This window comes from Candidatus Tisiphia endosymbiont of Dascillus cervinus, assembly GCF_964026405.1.
Lineage (GTDB): Bacteria > Pseudomonadota > Alphaproteobacteria > Rickettsiales > Rickettsiaceae > Tisiphia.
The window spans coordinates 371,868-396,761 of the sequence record NZ_OZ032146.1; the positions used below are offsets into that span (position 1 = coordinate 371,868).

Consider the following 24,894-nt stretch of genomic DNA (forward strand, 5'->3'; position numbering starts at 1 on the left):
CCCTGAAGACGACAACGCAATTCTTGATTCTCATCGAGTATATAAAATGTTTTTTATTTAGTGAGTTATAATTATGGGCGACATAGGTGAAGCAAAATTGAATAAAATAGATAAAATAAAAGAAAATAGGATTCTCTCTATTTCAGGTGGTGGAATTAAGGGGATTGCTGAGTTGGTTGTACTTGCAGCGATTGAGGAAATGACAGGCAAGTCTATATCTGAATTATTTAGTGTTATTACTGGCACTAGTGTTGGGGGATTAATTGCAACTTTATTGACCATCCCTAAAGAAAAGGGATCAACAGAACCACTTTTTTCAGCAAAACAAGCTTTAGAGCTATTTGAAAATACTGCTGCTGATATTTTCCCACAAAAGTGGTATTTTAATGGTCCAATCGGTAACATATTCAGCCATAAATATAGTCAAAAACCTCTTAAAGCAATGTTAGAAAAATATTTGGGTAATAGTACATTAGATGAGGCTATAACTCGTGTTATTATACCTGTTTTTGACGTAAGTGGCAAAAATGATCCTAATAAAGTCTTTGATAGTCATACCCATAACGACGTACTAAAAAAAGAGGTAGTTCTTGCTACTACGGCAGCTCCTACTTATTTTAAAGTTGTTGTTAATAAAGAGGGTGTAGGTGGTTTTGGCTATGATGCTGGAGTACCTTATGCTCTTGTCGATGGAGGCTTAAGTGCTAATATTCCAGCAGGATCAGCTATAGGAGTGCTGAAAGAAGGGATGACTCTTGAAGAACAAGTAGAAATGTTAAAACATACGATGCTTTGTTCTATCAATTTTGAACAAACTCATAAAGAAACGGCGATACCATCAAAAAAATTGGATGGTTCGATAGGTTGGGTAACTAAAGGAAACATAATAAACAAAATTATGAAAGCTACCGAACATAGTGCTATAACTGAAGTTAAAAAAGATTTACCAGAAGCTGGTCAATTTACAGAGATATCAATTCCTATACCAAAAGAATGTAAAAAATTGGATAATGTTAAGCCGGATAATATAGCTAAATTAAAAGAAATTGGTAGGCAATATGTAGAAAATAACAAAGAATTACTTGAGAATCTTTGTAAAACATTGGTTGAGAGTGTAAATAGAGAAGAGAGTTTAAAAGCAGCAAACATTGACGAATCTAATGTTTCTAGTGCGTTAGTAGCGAGTGATAATACTAATGAAGAGCAAGATAATAATGCTTCCAGTACTGCTAGTAATCGTGTAATATCGAATGAATGTGATAAACAACAATTATTGATTAAAGATTTAGATGATAGTCAATATGAAACTTTACAAAAAGGCTTGAGTACTTTAACTCCTAGGGAATCTCAGCTTCTAGAAATGTTCTTACAAGTATTAGATAATACACAAATTGAAGCTTTATCCGGTCGGATTAGCTCAATCATCAACGGTAATCATATGGATGAAATACCTGAGTTAACTAATTCTCAAAATATGCTTCTTAACTCTTTTAGTAAGATGTTTATACCTGATAATGATTATAATACTTGTGGTCAAGAAGCTTTAGCTCAAGAAGTACCGTGTGATGGAAGAGGCTCAGATTTTTCACACGCTCCTCCTGAAGTGTATTAATTGTAATTACCCCATTCGGGAATTAACTAATTCTTATCCCGAATTCGCGTCTGTTGAGTATATTCTTGATATTTACAGAAGATAGCATAAAATAACCAAGCAGTGAATTGCTTATGAGTTTGTTATGTTACATATATCTATTAAAAACAATAATGTTGTTTCTTTAGAAGAAAAACAACATCTATTTCATCTCGTTGATCCGAGTCCTTGGCCAATCCTGACTTCATTTGCCTTATTGCTTTTAGCTAGCGGTAGCATAATGTTTATGCATGCATATAGATTTGGTGAATATGTTTTTGGAGCTGGTATTCTTTCAGTGATTTTTTGTTTATATTCATGGTGGAGTGATGTAATTAAAGAGGGATTAATTGGAAAACATCATACGCAGCCAGTAAGAATCGGCTTAAGGATAGGTATGGCACTATTTATTTTGTCAGAAATAATGTTTTTTGCTGTATTTTTTGGGTCATTTTTTAAAGCAAACCTTTTCCCTGTAGGAGTGCTAGATGGTATATGGGTGGTAAAACCTGGTGTATGGCCTCCTGCTGGTATTCAAACATTTGATCCTTTTGACATTCCTTTTATTAACACATTGATTCTTTTGTTGTCCGGTACAACAGTAACTTGGGCACATTATGCTCTTGAGGAAAATAACCAAAAGGATTGTATGACTGCTCTTAGCTTTACCATAATACTTGGTGTATTTTTTAGTTTAATGCAAGCTTATGAATATCATCATGCAGCTTTTGGTTTTAAAGATGGAATCTATCCTTCTAATTTTTACTTAGCAACAGGTTTTCACGGAGTTCACGTAATAATTGGCACTATATTTCTAAGTGTTTGTTATTATAGAGTGCGGCGAGGTGACTTTGTGAAAGGTAATGGTCATTTGGGTTTTGAATTTGCAGCTTGGTACTGGCATTTTGTCGATGTAGTATGGTTGTTTTTGTTCACTTTTGTATATGTTCTTGGAAGATAGACTGTTAAAATATAGATATGTTTATATTATTTTCCGTACCTGATTTAATACGTCTTCAGCATGTCCAGCCACTTGTACTTTTGACCAAATGTAAACTATCTTGCCTTTTTTGTCTATTAAGAAAGTAGCTCTATCAACTCCCATATATTTTTTACCAAACATTGATTTTTCTACCCAAACTCCATATTTTTCACAAGTATCGGAATTAGAATCTGATGCAAGATCAAAATCCAAACAATATTTTTTCTTGAATTTATCGTGAGAATTTAAGTCGTCCTTTGATACACCAATAATGACAGCATTCATTTTTTCAAATTCTAGTTTTAATTTATTAAAGTCACCGGCTTCGATAGTACAACCTGGTGTATCATCTTTAGGATAAAAATATAATACAACAACCTTTCCTGCTAAATCTGACAAATTAACTGTACTATTATTATCTATTGGCATAGTAAAATTTGGTGCAATATCACCTATTTTTAATGTCATAACTACTCCTTTATATTTATTTTATTTCTTTTTTAGACAAATTATAAATTACAAAAATTACTGCTAACGAGATCGCTAATGCAAACCAAGTTATGGCATATTCTAAATGATCATTTCTGACATTCAGCAAATTTTCAATCGACAAACTTTTAAGAATATCAGATCGATTGTTATTACCCTCCATAACTAAATAAAAATCTTCTAATTTTAAGCCAAGAACATTAGAGGCTTGAGTTAAATCCAAGGTAAACCAAACATTATTTTTAACATCATTATCCAGTACAAACAGCTTTGTTTTTTCACCGGGAAGAATTACACCTGTGACTTCCATAGAGTTATCTATTATATTATCAATATTTTTTTTATGCCTCCCAGCAAACCACCCTAGTACAACCAAGATTATCTTGTTATCATCAGTTTGAAATGGGGTAACTAAATAATAACCATCTTTTTCAGTGGACATTGATCTGCGCCCATAAAGATGTAAATTCTTACCCACTAGAAAATAGCCGTTCGCCCTTATTTTAGCATATAATTTATTTCCACTAAGTGTTTTTATATTAATTGACGGATTATTAAGATTATTTTTCATTGAACTTAAAAACAGTTCTTTTTCCTGTAATCTAGCAATTTGCCAAAACCCAAGTGATAAGAGAATTACAAATGCTAATATAGTAAGTAATAAAGGTAATAATTGAACTTGGCACTTACCGATTTTTAAAGTATTTTTTTTTAAAGTTTGTAACACTATAATTTCTTCATTATTTCTAGTAGTGATTCTAGAGTAGCTAGTTCTCTTTGTCTATTGAGTAATATAAAAAACTCCAAATTAAATAGCTCTAATGCTTCTGTTAATGATTTGGGGAATGACACTAAATTATATTGTTGATCAAAAGCATTGCCATATATTTTGTTGATATTATTTATTTTATCAGGAAATTTTAGACCTAGAAATATAGAGTTTAAAATAGTAAAAATTGCCAAATAAGGATCAGTGAGTGGATTTGCTATTCTATGTTCTAGTCTTTTAGGAGAGAGGTCAGGGATGCGCAGTGCAACAGTTCTATTATTATTACCAAAAGATACATTAGTTGGTGCCATAAAATTCTTATCCAAACGAAGATAATCATCTTCATTTGGCATGAATATCAAGAAAGTGTCAAGCATATAATGACAGATACTTTGAGCCATTAGATCAATATTAAGTATACAATTCTCCAAATCATTTGGGAATATAAAATTTACATGAAAATGCATACTACTACCATAATCGCTTGCAAATGGTTTGGCAGAAAAATTTACATTACCCCGTAATTTTTCTGCAATAATTTGTATTTTAGACTTAGTGCTACTAATTTTTTCTATATACTCAATTATGTTAGTGGAAGGCGGCAAATCTACCTCAAATTGATTAGCTCCTTTTTCTTTCTTAACTGCTATTCCAAGTAGAGTCTGAAATTCGAGTGGATCAATATTTTTGCTTAAATAAAATTCTATTTCCACTCCGATGCAAGCTATTAGCGAGTAGTCTGTTCGAAATTTCTTAATGATTTTTTGTAAAGCATTGTTCTTTTGCAAATGATCTGATAGTGTATGGATAAATTGCTGTAGGGTGGTCATGTGGATGAGTTTATAAAGAATAAAGTTTATTATAAAATTTTTGATGGAAGCTTCAAGCAATCTAGTCATATTTATAGTAAAAAAAATAAGTTGGGTGATTCTAGGATCTTAGAAAGTGTCGAGAATAATCGGCTAACAGTAGTTAAGCATTATGATGCCAAGAACATTGTTATCCTACAGCAAGTTCATGGTAACAAAGTTATTGATGCTGATAGTGATATTGAGACTGATCCCGAAGCTGATGGGGCAGTTACTACCAAAAAAAATCTAGTGCTAACAGTACAAACTGCTGATTGCGTTCCTATTCTACTTAGTAGCGAAGATGGTAAGGTTATAGGGGCAGCTCATTGTGGTTGGCGTGGAGCTAAAGCTGGTATCACTAATAATTTGGTAAAACTAATGCATGAGAAAGGAGCAAAAAATATTAGAGCTATTATTTGCCCTAGTATTCAACAATATTCTTATGAGGTAGACCAAGAATTTTACGATAATTTTATAAAGCAACGGGCTAAGAACTCAAAGTTTTTTAGTAGCTCTTTGAGAACAAAGCATTATATGTTTGATTTACCAGCTTATGTAGAACTTCAACTGCAAGAAGCTGGTATTAAAGATATAACAAGGATGCTAGAAGATACATATACTACCCCTGAGAAATATCCAAGTTATCGACGTTCCTGTCATACTGGAGAATTATATAACCGTACCATATTATCCACCATTGTAATTAAAGGATAAATAACGCTAGATGAAAATCAACTACATGGGAAACATATTTGTATTTATTTGTTAGATAGTATATAATATGTATACTTCTCCTACTTCAAGAGTAAGTTTGCACTGAGGTTAATTATGGATAAATACTATGAATAATAATAACTTAAAAACAATAGTTGAAACAAAAACATTAACTCATGCTTTGGCTTTTGCCAATTCTGTGGTAGAAAAACGTAACGTAATTGCTGAGCTTAGTCATGTTAAATTATCATCTAAGGATGGTAAGCTAGAGCTAATAACTACTAACATGGAAATATATTTAAGCCAAAAAGTAGCAGCTCAAGTAATAAGTGAAGGCGAAATAATGGTATCTACTAAAACATTAAATGACATAATAAGAAAGATATCTGATAATGATGTAACACTTAGTGTCTCAAATGAAACAGATCAACTTGAAATTCTAGGAAAGAATTGTGCTTTTAACCTACTAACCCTACATGCTAACCAGTTCCCTGCGTTAGATGATATTAATGTTGAAGCTACTTTAAAAATATCTTGTAGTGATTTTGTTAAAATGATCGACGGTACTTTGTTTTCGGTATCCGTTGATGAAACTCGTTATAATCTTAATGGTGTTTATTTCTACGTAAAAGATGAAGAATGTTGTATGGCTAGCACCGATGGGCATAGATTATCAGTGTCAGTAGTAAAAATAGCCAATAATGCTAGCGAATTTGGAGTTATTTTACCTAAAAAGACTCTCGAGGAAATTGTTAAGATATTGAAAGACCCTAAGAATATTCAACTGGAGGCTGAAATTTTTCTAAGTGTTAATAGGATTAAATTTGTTTGTAATGATATTATAATGGTATCAAAACTAATTGATGGAACTTTTCCGGATTATCAAGCTTTTATCCCAGTAGAGAACAACTATAAACTTACTATTAATACCAAGTTGCTAGCTGATGCTATAGATAGAGTAGCGACAATAACTATAGACAAATTTCAAGCAATAAAATTGATTTTATCAAAAGACTTGCTTGAAATTACCGCTTCTGGAGAAGCAAGAGGCGTGGCTAAAGAATGCATACCATGTTCTCTAGATGAAAGTAATTTATGCATTTTTGATCATGAAGATACTCTGTCTATAGGTTTTAATCCTAAATATCTTACTGATGCACTAAGTGCTGTGTTAAGTGCTACTAAAGCAAACCAAGTTGAGCTATACTTTTTAAATGCATCATCACCAATGTTATTGAAAACCCTTCAGAATCCTAAAGATGTTTTTGTGATTATGCCAGTTAAGGTTTAATATTCACCTTAATTCAATGTATATACTGCTCGTAAATGAAGAGTTGGTAGACGAGGGTCAACTTCAAGAAGAGCTAGGAGTGTCAAAGTCGAGCAGCGGAGCGTACATTAGTACGTGAGCAGCTTCGATCTTTAGACACGACGACGCCAATTCTTGAAGTTCACCGAGTATACTCGATAAAAATCAAGAAGAAATGAAGTTTTTATAGTAAAAATACTTGCTTTTTAACGTTTTTTTTATTAGTCTGTGCAATCTTCATAGAGTCTAAAATAACCTGACCTTGCCCGCGTGATGGAATGGTAGACATAACGGACTTAAAATCCGTGGGGTGCAAACCCTTGCCAGTTCAAGTCTGGCCGCGGGTACCATTCATTTTTATCAAGGTCATTCTTTTTATCGAGGAAAAAGTATATGTTTATTCAAACTGAAATTACTCCTAATCCTAATGCGATAAAATTTTTCCCTAACATACCTGTTAGCCCTAATGAGCCGGTTCATTTTAGTAATCTTGATGAGGCAAAAGGTAAAAGCAGGCTAGTAGTTCAATTATTTAGTATAAATAGCGTAAAATCTGTATTTTTTGGTAGTGATTTTATTACTATTACTAAAGAAGAAAAAAGTGATTGGCTAGTTTTAAAACCTGAAATTTTGATGATTATTATGGATCATTTTACTGCTGGTTTTACTGTTTTTGATGGGGAAAATGGTCAATCTGCCATAAATAATTCTGACAAGATGTCTGAAATCGAACAACAGATTGTAGAAATTATTGAAACACGTGTACGTCCTTCGGTTGCCATGGATGGAGGTGATATAATATATCGAGGATTTGAAAATGGAGTGGTAAAATTAGAACTTCGTGGAGCTTGCCAAGGTTGTCCTAGTTCGGCTATTACTTTAAAAAATGGTATTGAATCAATGCTTAAACATTTTATCCCCGAGGTAGAATCTGTTGAAGCTGTAGACGAGTTATAGATATTATGTCAAAGTTAGCAGTAGTTACAGGGGGAACAAGGGGGATAGGCAAGGCTATTACTATAGCATTAAGGGATAGAGGCTTTACCGTTGTAGCAAATTTTTATAGTGATTACCAAGCTGCTAAAGATTTTAATGAAAATTATTCTATTAAAACTAAGCAATGGAATACAGCAAATTATGCTGAATGTTTTAGGTCAATAAAGGAACTTGAAAATGAATTTGGTCGTCCAGTAAGTGTCCTAGTGAATAATGCTGGTATTACTAGGGATGCGATGATGCATAAAATGACTGAAGAAGAGTGGCAAGAAGTGATTAACGTTAATCTTAGCTCATGCTTTAATATGTGCCGTGCAGTAATTAACCAAATGCGAAATCAAAATTACGGACGAATTATTAATATTAGTTCAATTAATGCTCAGGCAGAACAAATAGGGCAAACTAATTATTCTGCTGCTAAAGCTGGAATTATAGGATTTACTAAGGCATTAGCTAGGGAATCAGCTTCTAAAAATATAACGGTAAATTGTATAGCTCCTGGGTATATTAAAACATCAATGGTTGAAAAGATACCAGCTAATATACTAGAGCAAATAATAGCAGCTGTGCCAATGAAAAGGTTGGGTAGACCAGAAGAAATTGCTAGATCCGTAGAGTATCTAGCAGATGAGCAAGCTGGTTTTATCACTGGGGAAACGTTGTCAATTAATGGTGGGTATAATATGTCATGAGGTATATTTCTACCAATCCTTCATTGCGGGCAATGCCCAAGTGAGTTTGCCAAAAATATCTAATGTTTATGGTCATGATGATGGACATAAAAACCAATTGATGACAAGGTGTTTAGGAAGTCTTGGTTCTGTGCTAAATCGTTAGGCTTACCACTACAACATATATGTCCATTCAAACATATAACTTGGTCAGAGTTTTTCATCACAGTAAATAAGTCATGTGATATCATAAAAATTGTAATATTTAGACGTTTTTTTATTTGATTAATAATCCGATAAAATTCTTGCTGACTAGTAACATCTAATGATTGAGTTGGTTCATCTAAAATAATTAGATCAGGATTGTTGAGTAAGGTAGCAGTTAGAATTAGCTTCTGAAATTGACCACCAGAAAGTTCTGAAATATCATGATGTTTATAATTATCAAAATCAATAAAATTATTCCATTCTTGCCAATCATTGCGAGTAGCATTTGAGGCTAATAAATATAAAAAATTTTCAGCTGTAATTGGTAAGTCTGAAGCAAAATCTAGTCTCTGGGGTACATAGCCAATTTTTAGATGGGGGTGAATTGTTATATTACCAGATGAGGCACTGTCTAATCCCAAGATTAATCTAGCTATTGTTGTTTTTCCAGCACCATTTGGACCAATTAAAGTCGTAACCTCACCTTTTTTAACGGTAAAATTAATATTATTAAGGGGTAACTTTTTGCCAAATTGTTTAGATACATTACTGAATTTTATTAATGTAATATCTTCTGATATAGACACAACCACCTGATCAAAATTATTATTGTGTGCCAATTATGATAAATAGCTAACCTCAGTTTGATGTAAGCCATAGTACTCTACATTTCTCTATAATCGTCATCGCGAGGCATCTTTGGATGCCGTGGCGATCCAAATAAACAACGAAGCTGTTTCTTCTAATACGCTTTGCATATCCTGGATTGCCGCGTCGCCGCTTTCAGCGACCCCTCGCAATGACGCTCGTAAGGACTCTTAACAGTAGTGACATAAAAAATGTACTATGGCTGCTCCGTTACTCATGTACACCTAGCAGCTCGACTTTGCTGCTGCCTAGTTCTTCTTGAAGTTATACTATCGTCTACCCAACTCTTGAAATCATAGCAATATACATCGAACTCAGGTTAACTAGCAGTCTCACCGTTAACATCATTATTACTATCTTGGTCGTCATTATCACTTTCCGATTCTTCACTTTTTTCAGATTTATCATCCTCTTCTTGTGCAGAACCAAGAGCATACACACACAATTCTTCCAGCAGAATATTATTCTTATTAGCCAGTTCTTGCAGTTTAGTTATCGCATCCATGACCTCAGCTGGTATTTTCCCACCACGTTGCTTTGATAACCAGTCATCCTGAAAATGCAAGGGATGATGCCCCGGCTCAGGTTGCCCTACATATATAGTAAACGGTGCCATTTGTCCACCAAAATCACAATTAACACTAAACTTTTTCATAACATAACATTAAATTATTAGAATAATATTAGGGATTTCAAGATTTAATCCTAAAAAACCATAGTACCCTACATTTTTCTATAATCGTCATAGCAAGGCTCTTTAGATGCCGTGGCAATCTAAGTAAACAGCGGAGCTGTTTTTTTAGAGTAACACTTCGCGTATCCTAGATTGCCACGTCGCCGCTTTCAGCGACTCCTCGCTAATAGACGATCAGCAACCATTTTAATAGTGGTTATATAAAAAATGTAGGGTACTATGCTAAAAAACTTATCCCTAACAAAATTGTATATGATACAACAAAAAAATAAAAGTAAAAAATTTTGGCAACAAAAATTAACTACTCAATGACGTTTTTTCAAGTAATAGATGTTTAAATTTCTCGGAAAGTTCATAATTAGTAGCAACAAACGTTTTGTCATTATTTATTATTGCTCCACCTGATTCTCGGACAATTAAATCAAAACTAGCTTTTAAAGTGTAATTTAATGATGAAAAATAAACAGCATCAATCTTACCAGCTGCAAGTAATAGAATTCCATAACAATGAGAACCAAAAACCCTAGCATTTTTCAAAAAAACTGGGTTTATGTTAAGATCATCAGTAGAAATTAGAAAATTATCAAAACTAGAACAAGCAGAAACCCTTAATCTACCACTATTATTAGTGGTATTATTTCCTACCCATACCCCTTTTCCCTTCTCAACATAATAAATCTCATCAAGAGCTGGAAAGTTTATCACCGTACAAACCGTGGTTAAAATTTTATTAATCTTTTTTAAACACGTTATAGATACAGCAAAAAATGGTATACTTTTTTCTAAATTACTCAAACTATCAAGCGGATTTATTAATAAAACCATCTCAGAAGCGTTATCTAATTCAAACTTATCCTCTGGAAAAAATAAAGAACTTGTATATTTTTGCAACTCATTACGTAATAAATCTTGTGTTTTAATATAAGATTTATTGCAGAAATCATAGTTTCCCTTATTAGATCTTTGAAGCATTTCCAGCTCTAAAAAATCTCTCTTCAAAAACTTAACAGCTTTACATGATGCAGTAATAAGTAAGTTAGTTATAGGCTGCATAAGCTATATATGACTTCAAAAGTTGATGATAGACGATAGTATAACTTCAAGAGGCAATAGCAAAGTCTAGCTAGCTGTGCGTACATGAATAACTAGGCAGCTTTGATCTTCAGAGACAATGACCTTAACTCTTAAAGTTCTACCTGAGTATATATTACTTTGCTCTCTCAACAAAGCTTATATCTTCAATTTTTATAACTATTTTCTCCCCAGTAACTAAATAAGGCGGTACCATTACCTTTACTCCATTGGTTAAAATCGCTGGTTTATAAGAAGATGTTACCGTAGAGCCTTTAATTACAGGATCAGTTTGCATAATTTCAGCAATAACGGTTTGCGGTAATTCAGCATTTAAAGCTTTTTCTTCATAAAACTGTACCTTGAGTATCATATTATCCTCAAGAAATGGCAAACATTCACCAAGAATTGCCTTATTAATTAAAATTTGCTCAAATGTCTCATTATCCATTAACACGAGGTCATCACCTTCAAAATATAGGAATTGTAAATCCTTATTCTCAAGCTGTGCTTTTTCAACATAATCGGATGAATTAAAACGCTCATTAAGTTTTGTACCAGTTTTTAAATTTTTCATCTCTACTTGTACATAAGCCCCACCTTTACCAGGTTTGGTATGTTCAGGTGTTTTGCTCACAACCCATAAATCATTATTATACACTATAATGTTACCAGCCCTAATAGCATTTGCTGAAATTTTCATATTATTATCACTTATCTAAAATAATTCTTTTGTATATTTGTTCAAGCTGGTTATTAACACCTTTCTAGGTCTATTTTATCATTTTTATCGATAAAGGTCAAAGTATAATCATATCCTTATAGCTTTCTTCTAATTCTAAAAGTTTTTTCTTGAGTTCAAGTCCTCCAGCGTAACCAGTTAGTCTACCATCAGTACCTATAACCCTATGACATGGTACTATAATTAACAAAGTGTTGCGTGCCACAGTGTTTGCTACTACACGTACAGATTTAGGAGCAAATATTAAATTTGCAATATCCTTGTAACTCATCACTCTAGCATATGGGATGGCAGAGATGGTAGACCATACTTTCTCCTGAAAATTAGTCCCCGTGAAACGGTAAGGTACAGTAAATTCTTTTCTAGTACCATTTATGTATTCTGTTAGCTCTTGGTAAGTTTGATCGAATATACTGCAATTTTGCTGTTCATGATAGCTACTATCTAAAATTGGCATATGTTTTTGCCCTACAAAATATAAACCTGTTAAAAAGTCCCCATCTGATACCAATAATATATTCAAATCATTTGAGTATATTAGAGCAATTGGTAAGTCTATATATCTATATATTTTTGTCATTTTAATTTTTTTCTTGGAGAGAGTTTTGTTCTAAACGACTTTTACACCCTGTGAAGTCAACTATTTTTGCATCTTGATCTTGGCAGACACAAGTAAAAATATATTTCCTTTCATCTGTAACTTCCTGAATGCATTGTCCGCAAGTACCTTTCATCATACACTGCATAGGAGAATTAAGACTTACTATTAATTGAGTTTTGTTACCAAAAAAATCATCTTTTATATCTTTTATAGCTTCCATCATTTCTGTACTACCCGCAGCTATTATCCTATCTATGCTCAAATTTTTCCAAAGGTAACAATGCCCCATTATAGCATACACCAAATCGCCCTTAACACTAATATCTTCCGCCCTATTTTTTGATAAAATACCTTCTTCACAACACCAAACTACTATATCGGCTGCTTCTTCTATTCTGTCTTGATAGAACCTATCTTGTAAATTTTTATAACCAGCAAAATATATAATTTTACAATTATTATTTTTAAGAGCCTTAGCTATTGAGCATAAAACTGCATTTCCAACTCCTCCACCAACAAGCACTACATTACTATCCTTTAATATCTCAGTTGGCTTACCACTAGGTCCCATTAGTACTACTAGTTCATTTTGCGATAAATATCTACATAATTTACTTGATTTACCATTTTGCCAAACTATCAAATGAATTAACCCTTTTTCTGAATCAACATAAGCTCCAGTGACAGCCAATGGTTCGATAATTTTTGAAATATCACTAGAATAATTTTGTAAACGGAAAAATTGCCCCGGTTGAAAATTTTGAGCAGCGATAGGAGAATGTATTACCAGCTCTACTATCTTATAAGATAGAATATTAATCCGCTTGATACGGCTAACTAGTAAATAATCTAGTTTAACGAAGAAATTTAGATTATTACCAAAAAAACTTGGTTTATTTTTGATAAGTTTTTTTCCAATAAACTTGTACCCCTCTTTACTACTTGCTAAGGCTTTAACCACACTTCCAGAGTATTGAGGATTACAATCACCAAAATATGTTATACTTCCTGCATAAGTCAATCTAGTTGGTAATTTTGTCGTCGAAACTCGCCTGTGCTCCTCACGTACGCCTGTGTACGCTGCGGTACTCGGCTTCGTTTCTCCTAAAAATTTCTCAACTATTTTTGACTTATGCAGGAAGTCTGTTATACTCGAATGATTTTCCAAATAACTATTATCTTTATGCGTACCTATTGCCATAAGTACAGTCCTTACCTTAAATTTTTTCCTTATACCTAAATTATCAAATTCTATTGATTCAGCGTAAGTATACTGATCAACATCAATGCCTAAAGGTATCATATCTTCAGCAAAATTTACACCTGCAGCCATAGCATACATAACTTCCTCAGGATTTAACTTGTAGGCAGGAGAATCCTTTAATTTTCCTCTATAACAAATTGTTACTCCACCTAGTTCATCGAGGATTTTTTTTACAGCTTCTGTATCTTGTACTTGCCTAAATAATTTTGCATGCGAGATAAATTCTTCGGCTATTAATTTGTCCTCATCTGTCCAATTTTGTTCTGTATGATTTTTCCCATTCTCCTCAACTGACAATTCATACTTTTTTAGAAATTTTTCTACTTGTAACTTATAATAATTTAAACTTTCAGTTGCTGCATCAATAGAGGTCAGTCCCCCGCCAATGATAATAATAGGCATCCTAATAAGCAAATTAGTGTTAGATTGTTCTAAAAAAGCTCCTCCTGATTGTAATGTCATTAGAAAGTCGGAGGCTGTTTTCACACCTTTTGCAAGAAAATTTTTCATTTGAGCAATTTTGGGCTTACCAGCTCCAACACACAAAGCAACATGGTCAAATCCTAAATGAAATACTTGCTCCATAGTTATATTACTATCTAAACTTACACCACCAAAAAGCTTAAAATGACTGTTTCTCTCCAGTATCAGACGTAATATAGTTAAATTATTTTTATCCCACCTTGCAGTAATACCATACTCGGCTACTCCTCCAAAACCTTCAGGTATTTTTTCTGATAAGTTTTTTTTATAATCAGACCAGTATTTAATAGGCTTGTTAATATCAAAAGGTAATGGGGTGATTTTTAAGCCATCTATAGCTACTACAGTATGTCCGTCTCGTAATAAATAATGGCTTAAACTAAACCCAGCTGGTCCTTGACCCACTACTAAAACTTTGTAATTAGTTGAAGGCTTTGGCATCAGAGAAAAAATGTTAAGTGGATTCCAATTGGTAAGTAATAAATATATTTCCACCCCGTAAGGTAGAAGCAAAGTAGTTTCCAAAATATTAGATTCAACAAGAGGAATATCTACAGGTTCTTGCTTTTGATAAATGCAAGCATTAGAACAATCATTACAAATCCTATGACCGGTAGCAGCCACCATTGGATTATCAATGACAATAATAGCAAGAGCAGCTAAATTAAATCCCTTGGACTTTACATAATTCATCTCAGAGATTTTCTGCTTCAGCGGACAGCCCGACTTTGATGGCGTAGTCGGTAGTATATTCGCAGAATCATTCGAGTATAACCCTTTAGAACACGAGTCTTTTCCCTGTTTATGACAGTAGATACAATAGTGAGTAGCATTTAAGACTGTATCTAGATTAGATATAGGATTTAAACAATCAAACCCTACTCTTACATGTTTTTTATATTTAGCTACCTTATTAAGATCTATTAAATTATCTTTATCTGTTTTATTTGGTAAAGAAAATAATATACTTTCAGATTCATTAAATCTCCTTTGAAACTCTACTCCTGCAAGAGGTCTATTATAAACCATAAAGGCAGCATATTTTGCTGCTATATCTAACTCAAAAGCATATTTTTCATCATCTAATTGCCATTTTATTACTTGACGAGCAAACTTGTCTTGGGTAAACTCCTCTCCTAAAAGTTTTTCTAAAAAAATTGATACACTATCAAAATCAATCTCTTTTAGTTTTTCAGGAGGATATTTTCTTACCGCAACACGCTGGATGAACTTTCTCTTACATTCATAAATTACATCAAATTCTTTATGACTAAATCTCAGATTGGCTATTTCTTGTTCAATACCAAATAACTTAGCTAGAAAATCATCAAAAACAGGCGAAATTTCTAATAAAAAATCCGAGTAATATTTTTGATCAACTTGATCAGGATTAGCCCTTAATGATAAAATAATTTCATAAAGAGAATAACTATGGCTACGCAGAAAATTTAGAAAAATTTCATCTAATTTTTTTAAGCCTTCTAATCTATTCAGATCTATAAAATCTAAACCAAAAGCAAGTGTCATATAGCTAAAACCTTCTTTAGATTAGCTATATATAATATATGACATTTTTAGAAAAAAATCTGTAGCCAAGATAACTGAAAAATGAAACAATAACGGCTACAATAAAGGATTTTATAATCATAAATACATCTGGCAACACTCCTTCTATTACTAAGAATTGAACTGGTCTTATGACAAGAAAAATGGGGTTAATTTCAAAAAATATTTTCTTTGATTCTGGTACCATAGAATATGGGTACACTATTGGTATAGTCCAATATGCAACATTCAAAATCAAATTTAATACCTGTGGAACATCACGTATATAAGGAGTTAAAAATGCAAATGCGATAGAACTACTAATCACAGAAATAATCAGCGGTAACACAAGCATTGGTACAAAAAGTATATATACACTAAATCTTTCAGGATATAAAATGATAAAAGCTATATACATAGCTACAAACGAATAAATTAGGGTATAAACTTGTGTTAAACTATCCGATATAGGAAAGATAGTTCTAGAAATTACTACCTTTTTTATAATACCACTGCGATTAATTAATGAATTTGATGATATATTTAAGCTGCTAACAATAAATGTCCATAACGGTAAACCACCGACTAGATTCATAATCATTGCTTCTCTTGGTAGCTTAAGTAAAAATCCAAAAAAATATGAAATGATCATTATATGCACAAAAGGCTGAACTAAACCCCATAACGAACCTAAAAAAGAATCTTTATTTTGATGAGATATAGAAGCTTGGGTTAATAATACCACTGACAACCAGTATTTCTTGGAAAAAAAATACTTTATCATTAATAATTCCCACTATTATAAATTTTTAGTATTTCATCTGGATTACCGTCTGCAATAATACTACCTTCTTTTAATAATACACATCTATTACAATTCTCCTTAATAATATTTTCTTGATGACTTACTAATATTAAAATAGGTATATTTTGTAACTTGTTTTTCATAAAATTGGTCGACTTCTCAATAAAATGACTATCACCAGCAGCAAAAACTTCATCTAGTAAAAGAATATCTGAATCTTGAAAAGCCGATACAGAAAAAGCCAATCTTGATAACATACCAGAACTATAATTTTTTACCGGTAAATCTATTTTATTCCCTAGCTCAGAAAAATCTATAATTTCTTGTTCCAGTTCTTTACTGTACTTACCTAACATATTATTATAAATCATAAGCATTTTGATATTTTCTCTGCCAGTTTGCTCTAATTCAAAACCTACTCCCATCTCAATAATGGCGGCAAAGTTACCATGAACTTTAATTTTTCCAAACTTTAATGGATAAATTCCAGCAATTACTTTAAGCAAAGAACTCTTACCTGAACCATTGCTACCAATAAAGGCAATTTTTTCGCCTCTTTGACAGGAAAGATTTATATTATTTAAGATAGGAATTGACGAAGGAAAAAGTTTACCTCCTTTAATAAAAAAGTGTCTTAAACTTTCTACCCTTTGTTGGTTATTGATTCCTTCTACACAACCATCAGATATCTCTATAGATACTAGTTTAGACGTCATATGTTAAAAACATGAGTTATATTTTTACTGAAGAGTTAATCCATTCTTCAATAATATTTTTGGGGAATACTCCAGTCTTAGTAGCTAGTTGTTTCCCATCTTTAAACAAAATCATTGTAGGTATACTACGAATACCTAAACTTGAAGGTATATTGGGATTTTGATCTATGTCCATTTTAACGATTTTTATTTTGCCCACTAATTCCTTACTTAATTCTTCAATAATAGGTGTTAACATTTTACATGGTCCGCACCATTCAGCCCAAAAATCAACTAATACAGGTGTGGTGGACTCTAAAACTTCTTTATTAAAAGAATCATCTGTTATATTACTTTTCATAATCTCTTATTTTTTGAATTATTAAATATCGAATAAAAAACACCTTCGATGTCATCCCCGCGTAAGCATAATCATAGTACCCTACATTTTTCTATAAGTGGCGATCTAGGTAAACAACGAATCTGTTTTTTTAGAGTAACGCTTCGCGTATCCTAGATTGCCGCGTCGCCGCTTTCAGCGACTCCTCGCAATGACGATTATACTATGAGGCATAATACTCAACAGCCTGCTATTTTTCTAGATTCCTCTACCTACGCGGGGATGACATCCCTGTGTTTTAACAATTATAATCATACTAAGTAAAATTCTTATTGTAAATGACTGCTTTAAGTTTACTTAAAAATGTTAGTATCTAAATTGTTAAGAACATATTTCTTACGATCATAATAAAGTTTCATAACTACAGCAGCGGTTTCTTCTACAGATCTTCTTGAAACATCAATTATTGACCACCCCTGTTGCTCGCAAATTTGTTTTACTTGCATACATTCTTCTTGGACTATTTTAAAATCCGTATAATTAGTATTATCGCTCATCTGTAATGAATGCATTCTAGTTTCTCTTATTTCAATTAGCCGAGTTGGGTTAATAATCAAACCAATTACAAGCTGTTTTGTAATGCTGCCTAACAAGTCTAAAAACGGATAACCATGAATATAAGGTACATTTGCTGTTTTAAATCCATTATATGCTAGATATACGGAAGTTGGAGTTTTTGATGTCCTAGAAGGACCAATCAGAATAATATCAGCTTCATCTAATTCACTAGTCATCTGACCATCATCATGTCTAAGAGTATAATCAATAGCATGAATCTTATCAAAATAACCTTCATCAAATTTATAATCATAAACTAAACTTTCTTCTGTTTCTACACCTAAAAAAACTGAAATTTCTTTTACAATTCTACCTACAACAGAGATACAAGGAATTTTTAAATCATAACAAAATTTAGTTAAATTTCTTCTTAGTTCGTGATCTAAAATAGTGTACAATACAATGCTTGGTTTCATCTTGATTTTTTTCAAAACCTCATTTAATGATTCTGCATTTCTTAACATTGGCCAATGATACAATTTTGACTCAATTTTGCTAAATTGTGACAAAGCAGTATTAGCTGCATGTTTAACTGTTTGCACTGAAGAGTCTGAAACTAAGTGAATAATCAGCTTATTCATAGTTTATTAGTCTTTGTGGATAATTTTTATTCATATTTTAATCTCTATATTAAAAGCAACCAATAACTACCCGTATATATCCCGTATATAGAGGTTAATAACCTCTATAATTTAAAGAATAATTTTGTGGATAATTTTGTGTGTAAAATGCTAGATATCTAATATCTTTCACGTTTTCTCATTCTACACACATAAACCACTATGAATTATCCACTAAAAAAATAATCCTATGAATAATGTGAGTAATAATTATAATCAATAAACTTCTCTAGTAATTTAGCAATAAAAAAATGTGTATAACTATGTGTATATATAATTAATCTACATATTAACAATGTCTATATCAACTAAAAAAATATTATATATAAATATAGATTATTATGGGTTATTTCATGAATCAGCTTTTACAAACTTTTAAGAAAAAAAATGATCTTGTACCTATTTGGTTAATGCGTCAAGCTGGTAGATATTTGTCTGAATATCAAAAAATAAGAAAAACTGTTAGTGGTTTCTTAGATTTATGTTATAATGTTGATAAGGCTGTAGAGGTGACTTTACAACCAATAAGAAGGTATGGATTTGATGCTGTTATAATTTTTTCTGACATTTTGGTTTTACCTGATGCACTTGGCTGGGATGTAAAATTTGAAGAAAATATAGGACCAATATTACGTAAATTTCAATCAAAAGAAGATTTTAAATATCTTGAAGGAAATTCTAATGGAAAACTAAATGTAATTTATGAAATAATCAATAAAGCTAAAGCAAAATTACCAGTTGATACTGCATTGATAGGTTTTGCCGGTAGTCCATGGACGGTAATGACTTATATGCTTGAAGGAAGAGGCAAACAAAGTTTTGAAACAAGTAAAAAATTTATTTATGAAAATAATAACTTAGCACAAGAACTTCTAGACTTTATTACTGAAAAAACTATTATTCATTTAAAGGAACAAGTAAAAGCTGGGGCAGACTTAGTACAATTATTCGATTCATGGGCAGGGATATTAGAAGAAGCAGAATATGATCAGTTTGTAGTGCAACCAACAAAAAATATAGTATTAGCTTTAAAAAAACAGTTTCCACATTTACCGATTATAGGTTTTCCAAGAGGTTCTGGGCTTTTATATGAAAAATATATTATTAATACTGGAGTGGATGCTATTGGAGCAGATCAGTTTGTACCAGCTAGTGCCATGAAATTATGGAGTGAGAAAATTGTTGTACAAGGTAATTTAGACCCATTTATATTGCTTACTAATAAAGAAATTATCGCAGAAAAGGTAAGTAAAATAATTGCAAATTTTAAAGAAAGAAATTTTATATTTAATCTTGGACATGGTGTTTTGCCAAATACACCAGTTGAAAATGTTGAGTTTTTAGTTAATTATGTTAGAGAATTTAAATACTAAAATATCTCAAAAAAAAATAGCCATCGTACTTTTTAACCTTGGTGGACCAAATAGCTTAAACTCAGTCAAACGATTTCTATTTAACTTATTTTATGATAAAGCAATTATTAACTTGCCAAATCCCCTAAGGTTTATTCTTGCTAAGATAATATCAATCACTAGAAACAAAAAATCTCAGAAAATATATTCTCTAGTAGATAATAATTCGCCTATTTTACAAGAAACAGAATCTCAAAAAGCTGCTATTACAGAGAAGTTAAAACAAACTCTGAATGAGGATTTTAAGATTTTTATAGCAATGCGTTATTCTTATCCTGATTCCGAAGAAGCAGTAAGAAAAATAAATGAGTATAACCCTTCAGAAATAATATTGTTACCATTATACCCACATTTTTCTAGCACCACTACTGGATCTTCGATTAAAGATTTTATATCTTCTCTTTATAAAAATAAAAGTGAATATTCCCGACATATTAAAACTATTTGTTGTTATCCTATCGATGACGAATTTATTAAAGCTCATTTGTCATTAATAAAGCAATCATTTAAAAAATTGAAAAACAAAAAAAATTTTCGTATATTATTTTCAGCTCATGGTCTGCCTGTAAAAATAATAAAAGCAGGAGATCCATATCAGTGGCAGATTGAAAAGACTGTAGAAAATTTGGTGTCTAAGCTTAGCATAGATAATTTAGATTATAAAATAACTTATCAAAGTCGTGTTGGTCCAGTGGAATGGCTTAAACCTAATACGGAGGATGAAATTGAGATAGCAGGAAAAGAAGATAAATCTCTTATAATAGTCCCAATAGCATTTGTATCAGAACATGTTGAAACACTGGTAGAATTAGACATTGAATATAGAAAGATTGCTGGTAAGTACAAGATAGAATATATTAGGACTCCTGCTCTTGGAACAAATAAATTGTTTATCAATAGTATAACTAAAATGGTATCAAATTTAGTTAATTATAGTTTCGATACAAAAAATTTGATATGTAGTTCAATTAATAAAAGAATATGTCCTTATAATTTTACTATGTGTCCTTGTAATTTAAAAAACTAAGTAATGGGATAAAATTAATGGCTAGTTATTATTTATGGTTTAAAGCATTCCATCTTGTATCAGCAATTTCTTGGATGATAGGTTTACTATACCTACCAAGATTATATGTCTACCACACTAAAGTTGTAGTAGGTAGTGAAACTGACAAGATGTTTCAGTTAATGGAAAGTAGGTTACTCAGAATCATTATGAATCCGGCTATGATCAGCACTTATACCTTAGGTATAATTAACAGTTATATATATGGATTAGTAGCTTTAGGAACATGGTTTTACGTAAAAATGACAGCAATTCTAGGTATCACTATTTTTCATGGTTTATTAGCTAGATGGAGGAAGAATTTTGTTGAAGGCAAAAATCATCATTCTGAAAGATTTTATCGTATCATTAATGAAGTACCAGCACTGTTGATGATAGTGGCTGTTGTCATGGTTATTGTTAAACCATTTGATTAATATATTTTTCTGCTTTATTATTCATACTACTGATTTCTAATTGTGATGCATATAATAATTATTGAAGCAAGTAATTATTATAGCTAACATAGCAGTGAGGCTTAAACAATTATATGAACAAAATTATCCAAGCAGATAATAAGGTTATGCAAAAACAGACTAGTTTGACTAGAGAACAAAAAGAGGTTGTTGGATTACTCTCAATAGGGACATTTCTTGGATATTTTGACTTAATGCTTTATGTACATATGGCGGTATTGCTTAATGAGTTGTTTTTTCCAAAAACTGACCCATATACGGCTACTCTTCTTTTAGCCGCTGCTTTTTGTTCTACTTACTTGCTTAGACCATTTGGTGCATTAATATTTGGTTGGATAGGCGATAATGTAGGAAGGAAAGCATCTGTAGTCATTACAACTTTTTTAATGGCAATATCTTGTTTTGTCATGGCTAATTTGCCAACTTTTGCTCAAATAGGGATTACTGCAGCTTGGCTGGTGACAATATGTCGTATTGTACAAGGTATGACTTCTATGGGGGAAATCACAGGAACTCAATTATATCTAACAGAATATCTACAACCACCAGGACGATATGTTTCTGTAGCTATGATAGTTTTTTGTGCTGCCTTTGGAGGGTTTGCTGCTCTAGGTGTAGCCTCTCTTGTTATTTCTTATGCTCTTAATTAGCGACTGGCTTTTTGGTTTGGTGAAGGTGTGGCATTAGTTGGTATGATTGCTAGGACAACGTTGCGAGAAACACCTGAATTTGCCGACGCTAAACGTCGATTAAACAAAACTTTTCAACAGTTAAAAAGTATAGGATCTAACATTGACGTTGAACATGTAATGCAAGATACTCTCAATATTCAAGAAAAAACTAATTGGAAAACAACAATAAGCTTACTGTTAGTAGATTGTATATGGTCAGTAATTTTTTATTTTACTTATATACATTGTGCTAATATTTTAAAATATTCATTTCACTATACAGCCGAACAAATTATTTACAATAACTTTATTGTATCTGCTATATTACTAGGAAACATGATTTTTGTGCTGTATTTCACCAATAAATATCATCCACTAGTGATATTAAAGATAAGATTAATTTTAGTTTCCATATATTTCCTACAAAACTTACGCTATGAGAAAAAAAATGGTGCATTATGTTGAGTATAATTTACAAATGCCAAGAGGATAAAATTGCAAGCAATACCAGTTAATAGGACAGATTACTGTCAATTTCTAATAGTGAGTCAAAAGAATTATAGTTTGACCTACTATGCTGAACATGCCAAAAAATGTAGCCATGATGTTATTAATAGATTTTTAAAAAATGAAAAATATACACCTTCTTTGTTATGGGAACATATTAAGGATGATGTTATTTTATCGCCTAACGGATATACAATATTTGATGATACGGTGTTAAATAAAAGAAATACCAAGAAAATAGAAATTGCTAGATCACAGTACAGTGGGGCTACAGGTGGTATTACTACTGGTATAGGAGTAGTAAGTTTGGTATATTATAATCCGGATATTAATAAGTTTTGGGTAATAGATTACCGAATTTTTTCGCCCGAACATGATGGAGCGACAAAAGTAGAACACCTATTAAATATGTTAAATAATGCTGTGTATAGCAAAAAGATTCCTTTTCAAACTGTGCTTTTTGACACATGGTATGCTACGCATAAAATTATGCAACATGTTGATTCCTTGGGTAAATATTATTATGCTCCTATTAAAGCAAATAGAAACGTTACTAAAACTTCCTCTTCTAAGCCTTATAAAGCTGTTAGCAAGTTAACGTTTTCAGATGAGGAAATTAAGAGCGGAGTGGAGATTCATATAAAGGGCTTTGCAAAAGATAAGCATGTTAATTTGTTTAAACTTACTGTTTCTACCAACAGAGTTGATTATATTGTTACCAATAACAAAACTCAAAAATCTTCTAAAGCCGTACAAGATGAGTGTGGCTTTCGTTGGGTAATTGAGAGCATGCATAGAGAAATCAAGCAACTTACCGGTATAGAACGATGCCAATGCAGAAAACAACGCATCCAGCGTAATCACATTAGTTGTGCATTTTTAGTGTGGGCTTTTCTAAAAAGAACTGCACACAAAATAGGTAAGACGGTTTATCAAATAAAGTTAGGGCTTTTAGATCATTATATGCAACAGCAGTTACGTTCACCCTCTTTACGCTATTTAGAACCTTACATAGCGTAAGTTTTGCCTAATGATTCCATATTTATTGAATAATGCAACAACCGGCTTTGATATATTGATAATTCAGTCTTTACTATTATTTACTGCATGCGAAGCATCACCAGCTAATGCAATATTCTTTAAGCATTTTCCAGTCTTTAAACGTTTTACTTATACTAGTGCGATATACGCTGCATCCCGAGCTTTAGTATATCTTATTACTTCTGTTAGCCTTGTGTATTTAACAGATTATTTTAGTCATTGGGGATTGTATTTTATTACAATCCCAACAGTTGTAGGTTGTGCATATGGATTATCATATTTTATTAAACTCGAGAAAGATGCTGGAAATCTTTCTGAAAAGAAAACTTATGTAGACTCTGTAGCAAATATTGCTTAGATGATATAGTAGATAAATATTGATAACATAGCTCTATTAGTTTTTTTTCTAAACCAATTGCTTCTAAGTATATAGCTAGACGTATAAATTCTTCTATAGTTTCCTCAATAATCTTCCTAGCTTTTTCAGGTGACTTAACTCCTATAGTTTGTAAATTGTGAATTCGGTCAAAAATTTTAATAAATGCTACATCATATTTTTTTTGTTGATATAATAAATTTAAAATCTCTTTGGAGCTAATCTTGCCGTGAGGTTTAACCCTAGTTAAAGCTTCTACTTGACTAGCTACTACACTTCCAAAAATATATTCAATCATCTTTTCGGTCAGTTTTGTATCCTCGATAGTATCATGCAGTATACTGGTAACAATCATATCAATTCTGAAATAGCTTGGAATTTCTGATGCTGCATATTCCGCTACCATATACGCTACTTCAATTGGATGCGAGTAATAGGGTTCGCCAGACTGTCTCATTTGACTGCCGTGATATTTTTTGGCGTAATAAATAGCTTTTTTAACTTCGTCAATATTTATTGGTCGGTTTACTTCCTCATTTATCTTACAGAGTTTGTTCAATAGCCTAGTAGCATACTGACAATATTCATACTTTGAGTTATCCCAATAGTTAATATCTTCCAT

General features: G+C 32.0%; 26 protein-coding genes and 1 tRNA gene. 13 read left to right on the forward strand and 14 right to left on the reverse strand.

Annotated features, from left to right (window positions below; genetic code table 11):
- Positions 1–73: 73 nt before the first annotated feature.
- Positions 74–1,612, forward strand: coding sequence for a patatin-like phospholipase family protein (locus AAGD19_RS01725; RefSeq protein ID WP_341748072.1), 1,539 nt, complete (start codon positions 74–76; stop codon positions 1,610–1,612).
- 124 nt (positions 1,613–1,736) lie between these two features.
- Positions 1,737–2,591 (forward strand): cytochrome c oxidase subunit 3, encoded by an 855-nt coding sequence (locus AAGD19_RS01730; protein ID WP_341748073.1) that lies wholly within the window; start codon positions 1,737–1,739, stop codon positions 2,589–2,591.
- Positions 2,592–2,612: 21 nt separating this feature from the next.
- On the opposite strand, the gene bcp is transcribed toward AAGD19_RS01730, so the two are convergent.
- The 3 genes from bcp to AAGD19_RS01745 are packed head-to-tail and all read right to left on the reverse strand — an operon-like array spanning position 2,613 to position 4,700.
- Positions 2,613–3,080 carry a thioredoxin-dependent thiol peroxidase gene (gene bcp / locus AAGD19_RS01735; protein WP_341748074.1) on the reverse strand — a complete coding sequence of 156 codons (468 nt, stop codon included), beginning with the start codon at positions 3,078–3,080 and terminating at the stop codon, positions 2,613–2,615.
- A 16-nt stretch (positions 3,081–3,096) separates the two neighbouring features.
- Complete coding sequence (locus tag AAGD19_RS01740; protein ID WP_410520830.1) at positions 3,097–3,795, reverse strand: SURF1 family protein; 699 nt, start codon at positions 3,793–3,795, stop codon at positions 3,097–3,099.
- Positions 3,796–3,827: 32 nt separating this feature from the next.
- A complete protein-coding gene (locus tag AAGD19_RS01745) occupies positions 3,828–4,700 on the reverse strand; it encodes a glutamine synthetase (RefSeq protein WP_341748076.1) in 873 nt (290 codons plus the stop codon).
- Here AAGD19_RS01745 and pgeF point away from each other — a divergent pair, their 5' ends adjacent.
- From pgeF to AAGD19_RS01770, 5 genes are all read left to right on the forward strand, one after another.
- Positions 4,701–5,435, forward strand: coding sequence for a peptidoglycan editing factor PgeF (pgeF, locus tag AAGD19_RS01750; protein ID WP_341748077.1), 735 nt, complete (start codon positions 4,701–4,703; stop codon positions 5,433–5,435).
- A gap of 127 nt (positions 5,436–5,562) precedes the next feature.
- The gene (gene dnaN, locus AAGD19_RS01755; RefSeq protein WP_341748078.1) at positions 5,563–6,726 is read left to right on the forward strand and encodes a DNA polymerase III subunit beta; all 1,164 of its coding nucleotides are present in this window, start codon (positions 5,563–5,565) and stop codon (positions 6,724–6,726) included.
- 282 nt (positions 6,727–7,008) lie between these two features.
- Positions 7,009–7,094 (forward strand) — tRNA-Leu (locus AAGD19_RS01760).
- Positions 7,095–7,137: 43 nt separating this feature from the next.
- Positions 7,138–7,701, forward strand: a complete 564-nt coding sequence (locus tag AAGD19_RS01765; protein ID WP_341748079.1) for a NifU family protein — start codon at positions 7,138–7,140, stop codon at positions 7,699–7,701.
- Between the two features lie 5 nt (positions 7,702–7,706).
- Positions 7,707–8,432, forward strand: coding sequence for an SDR family oxidoreductase (locus AAGD19_RS01770; RefSeq protein ID WP_341748080.1), 726 nt, complete (start codon positions 7,707–7,709; stop codon positions 8,430–8,432).
- Positions 8,433–8,491: 59 nt separating this feature from the next.
- Here AAGD19_RS01770 and AAGD19_RS01775 read toward each other — a convergent pair whose 3' ends face one another.
- The 10 genes from AAGD19_RS01775 to AAGD19_RS01820 all read right to left on the reverse strand — a co-directional run bounded on the left by AAGD19_RS01775 (position 8,492) and on the right by AAGD19_RS01820 (position 18,705).
- Entirely contained in the window at positions 8,492–9,199 is a 708-nt protein-coding gene (locus AAGD19_RS01775) for a metal ABC transporter ATP-binding protein (protein WP_341748420.1), read from the reverse strand.
- A gap of 386 nt (positions 9,200–9,585) precedes the next feature.
- Complete coding sequence (locus tag AAGD19_RS01780; protein WP_341748081.1) at positions 9,586–9,921, reverse strand: DUF2610 domain-containing protein; 336 nt, start codon at positions 9,919–9,921, stop codon at positions 9,586–9,588.
- Between the two features lie 336 nt (positions 9,922–10,257).
- Positions 10,258–11,013 (reverse strand): inositol monophosphatase family protein, encoded by a 756-nt coding sequence (locus AAGD19_RS01785; RefSeq protein ID WP_341748082.1) that lies wholly within the window; start codon positions 11,011–11,013, stop codon positions 10,258–10,260.
- A 154-nt stretch (positions 11,014–11,167) separates the two neighbouring features.
- Positions 11,168–11,734, reverse strand: coding sequence for an elongation factor P (gene efp / locus AAGD19_RS01790; protein WP_341748083.1), 567 nt, complete (start codon positions 11,732–11,734; stop codon positions 11,168–11,170).
- Positions 11,735–11,831: 97 nt separating this feature from the next.
- A complete protein-coding gene (locus tag AAGD19_RS01795) occupies positions 11,832–12,353 on the reverse strand; it encodes a methylated-DNA--[protein]-cysteine S-methyltransferase (protein ID WP_341748084.1) in 522 nt (173 codons plus the stop codon).
- Between the two features lies 1 nt (position 12,354).
- Positions 12,355–15,648, reverse strand: coding sequence for an FAD-dependent oxidoreductase (locus AAGD19_RS01800; RefSeq protein ID WP_341748085.1), 3,294 nt, complete (start codon positions 15,646–15,648; stop codon positions 12,355–12,357).
- A 25-nt stretch (positions 15,649–15,673) separates the two neighbouring features.
- Positions 15,674–16,450, reverse strand: a complete 777-nt coding sequence (locus AAGD19_RS01805; RefSeq protein ID WP_341748086.1) for an ABC transporter permease — start codon at positions 16,448–16,450, stop codon at positions 15,674–15,676.
- Entirely contained in the window at positions 16,450–17,187 is a 738-nt protein-coding gene (locus AAGD19_RS01810; RefSeq protein WP_341748087.1) for an ABC transporter ATP-binding protein, read from the reverse strand. The genes AAGD19_RS01805 and AAGD19_RS01810 overlap by 1 nt, the downstream gene beginning before the upstream one ends.
- Before the next feature lie 16 nt (positions 17,188–17,203).
- A complete protein-coding gene (trxA, locus tag AAGD19_RS01815; RefSeq protein ID WP_341748088.1) occupies positions 17,204–17,527 on the reverse strand; it encodes a thioredoxin in 324 nt (107 codons plus the stop codon).
- A gap of 332 nt (positions 17,528–17,859) precedes the next feature.
- Complete coding sequence (locus AAGD19_RS01820) at positions 17,860–18,705, reverse strand: pyruvate, water dikinase regulatory protein (protein ID WP_341748089.1); 846 nt, start codon at positions 18,703–18,705, stop codon at positions 17,860–17,862.
- 392 nt (positions 18,706–19,097) lie between these two features.
- On the opposite strand from AAGD19_RS01820, the gene hemE reads away from it, so the two are divergent.
- The 6 genes from hemE (at position 19,098) to AAGD19_RS01850 (ending at position 23,875) form a co-directional block, all read left to right on the forward strand.
- A complete protein-coding gene (gene hemE / locus AAGD19_RS01825) occupies positions 19,098–20,117 on the forward strand; it encodes a uroporphyrinogen decarboxylase (RefSeq protein WP_341748090.1) in 1,020 nt (339 codons plus the stop codon).
- The gene (gene hemH, locus AAGD19_RS01830; RefSeq protein WP_341748091.1) at positions 20,095–21,183 is read left to right on the forward strand and encodes a ferrochelatase; all 1,089 of its coding nucleotides are present in this window, start codon (positions 20,095–20,097) and stop codon (positions 21,181–21,183) included. The genes hemE and hemH overlap by 23 nt, the downstream gene beginning before the upstream one ends.
- Before the next feature lie 17 nt (positions 21,184–21,200).
- Entirely contained in the window at positions 21,201–21,638 is a 438-nt protein-coding gene (hemJ, locus tag AAGD19_RS01835) for a protoporphyrinogen oxidase HemJ (RefSeq protein WP_341748092.1), read from the forward strand.
- A 113-nt stretch (positions 21,639–21,751) separates the two neighbouring features.
- Positions 21,752–22,327 carry an MFS transporter gene (locus tag AAGD19_RS01840; protein ID WP_341748093.1) on the forward strand — a complete coding sequence of 192 codons (576 nt, stop codon included), beginning with the start codon at positions 21,752–21,754 and terminating at the stop codon, positions 22,325–22,327.
- A gap of 27 nt (positions 22,328–22,354) precedes the next feature.
- Positions 22,355–22,813, forward strand: coding sequence for a hypothetical protein (locus tag AAGD19_RS01845; protein WP_341748094.1), 459 nt, complete (start codon positions 22,355–22,357; stop codon positions 22,811–22,813).
- A 30-nt stretch (positions 22,814–22,843) separates the two neighbouring features.
- Positions 22,844–23,875 carry a transposase gene (locus tag AAGD19_RS01850; RefSeq protein WP_341748048.1) on the forward strand — a complete coding sequence of 344 codons (1,032 nt, stop codon included), beginning with the start codon at positions 22,844–22,846 and terminating at the stop codon, positions 23,873–23,875.
- 305 nt (positions 23,876–24,180) lie between these two features.
- Here AAGD19_RS01850 and AAGD19_RS01855 read toward each other — a convergent pair whose 3' ends face one another.
- Positions 24,181–24,894, reverse strand: coding sequence for an HD domain-containing protein (locus AAGD19_RS01855; RefSeq protein WP_341748095.1), 714 nt, complete (start codon positions 24,892–24,894; stop codon positions 24,181–24,183).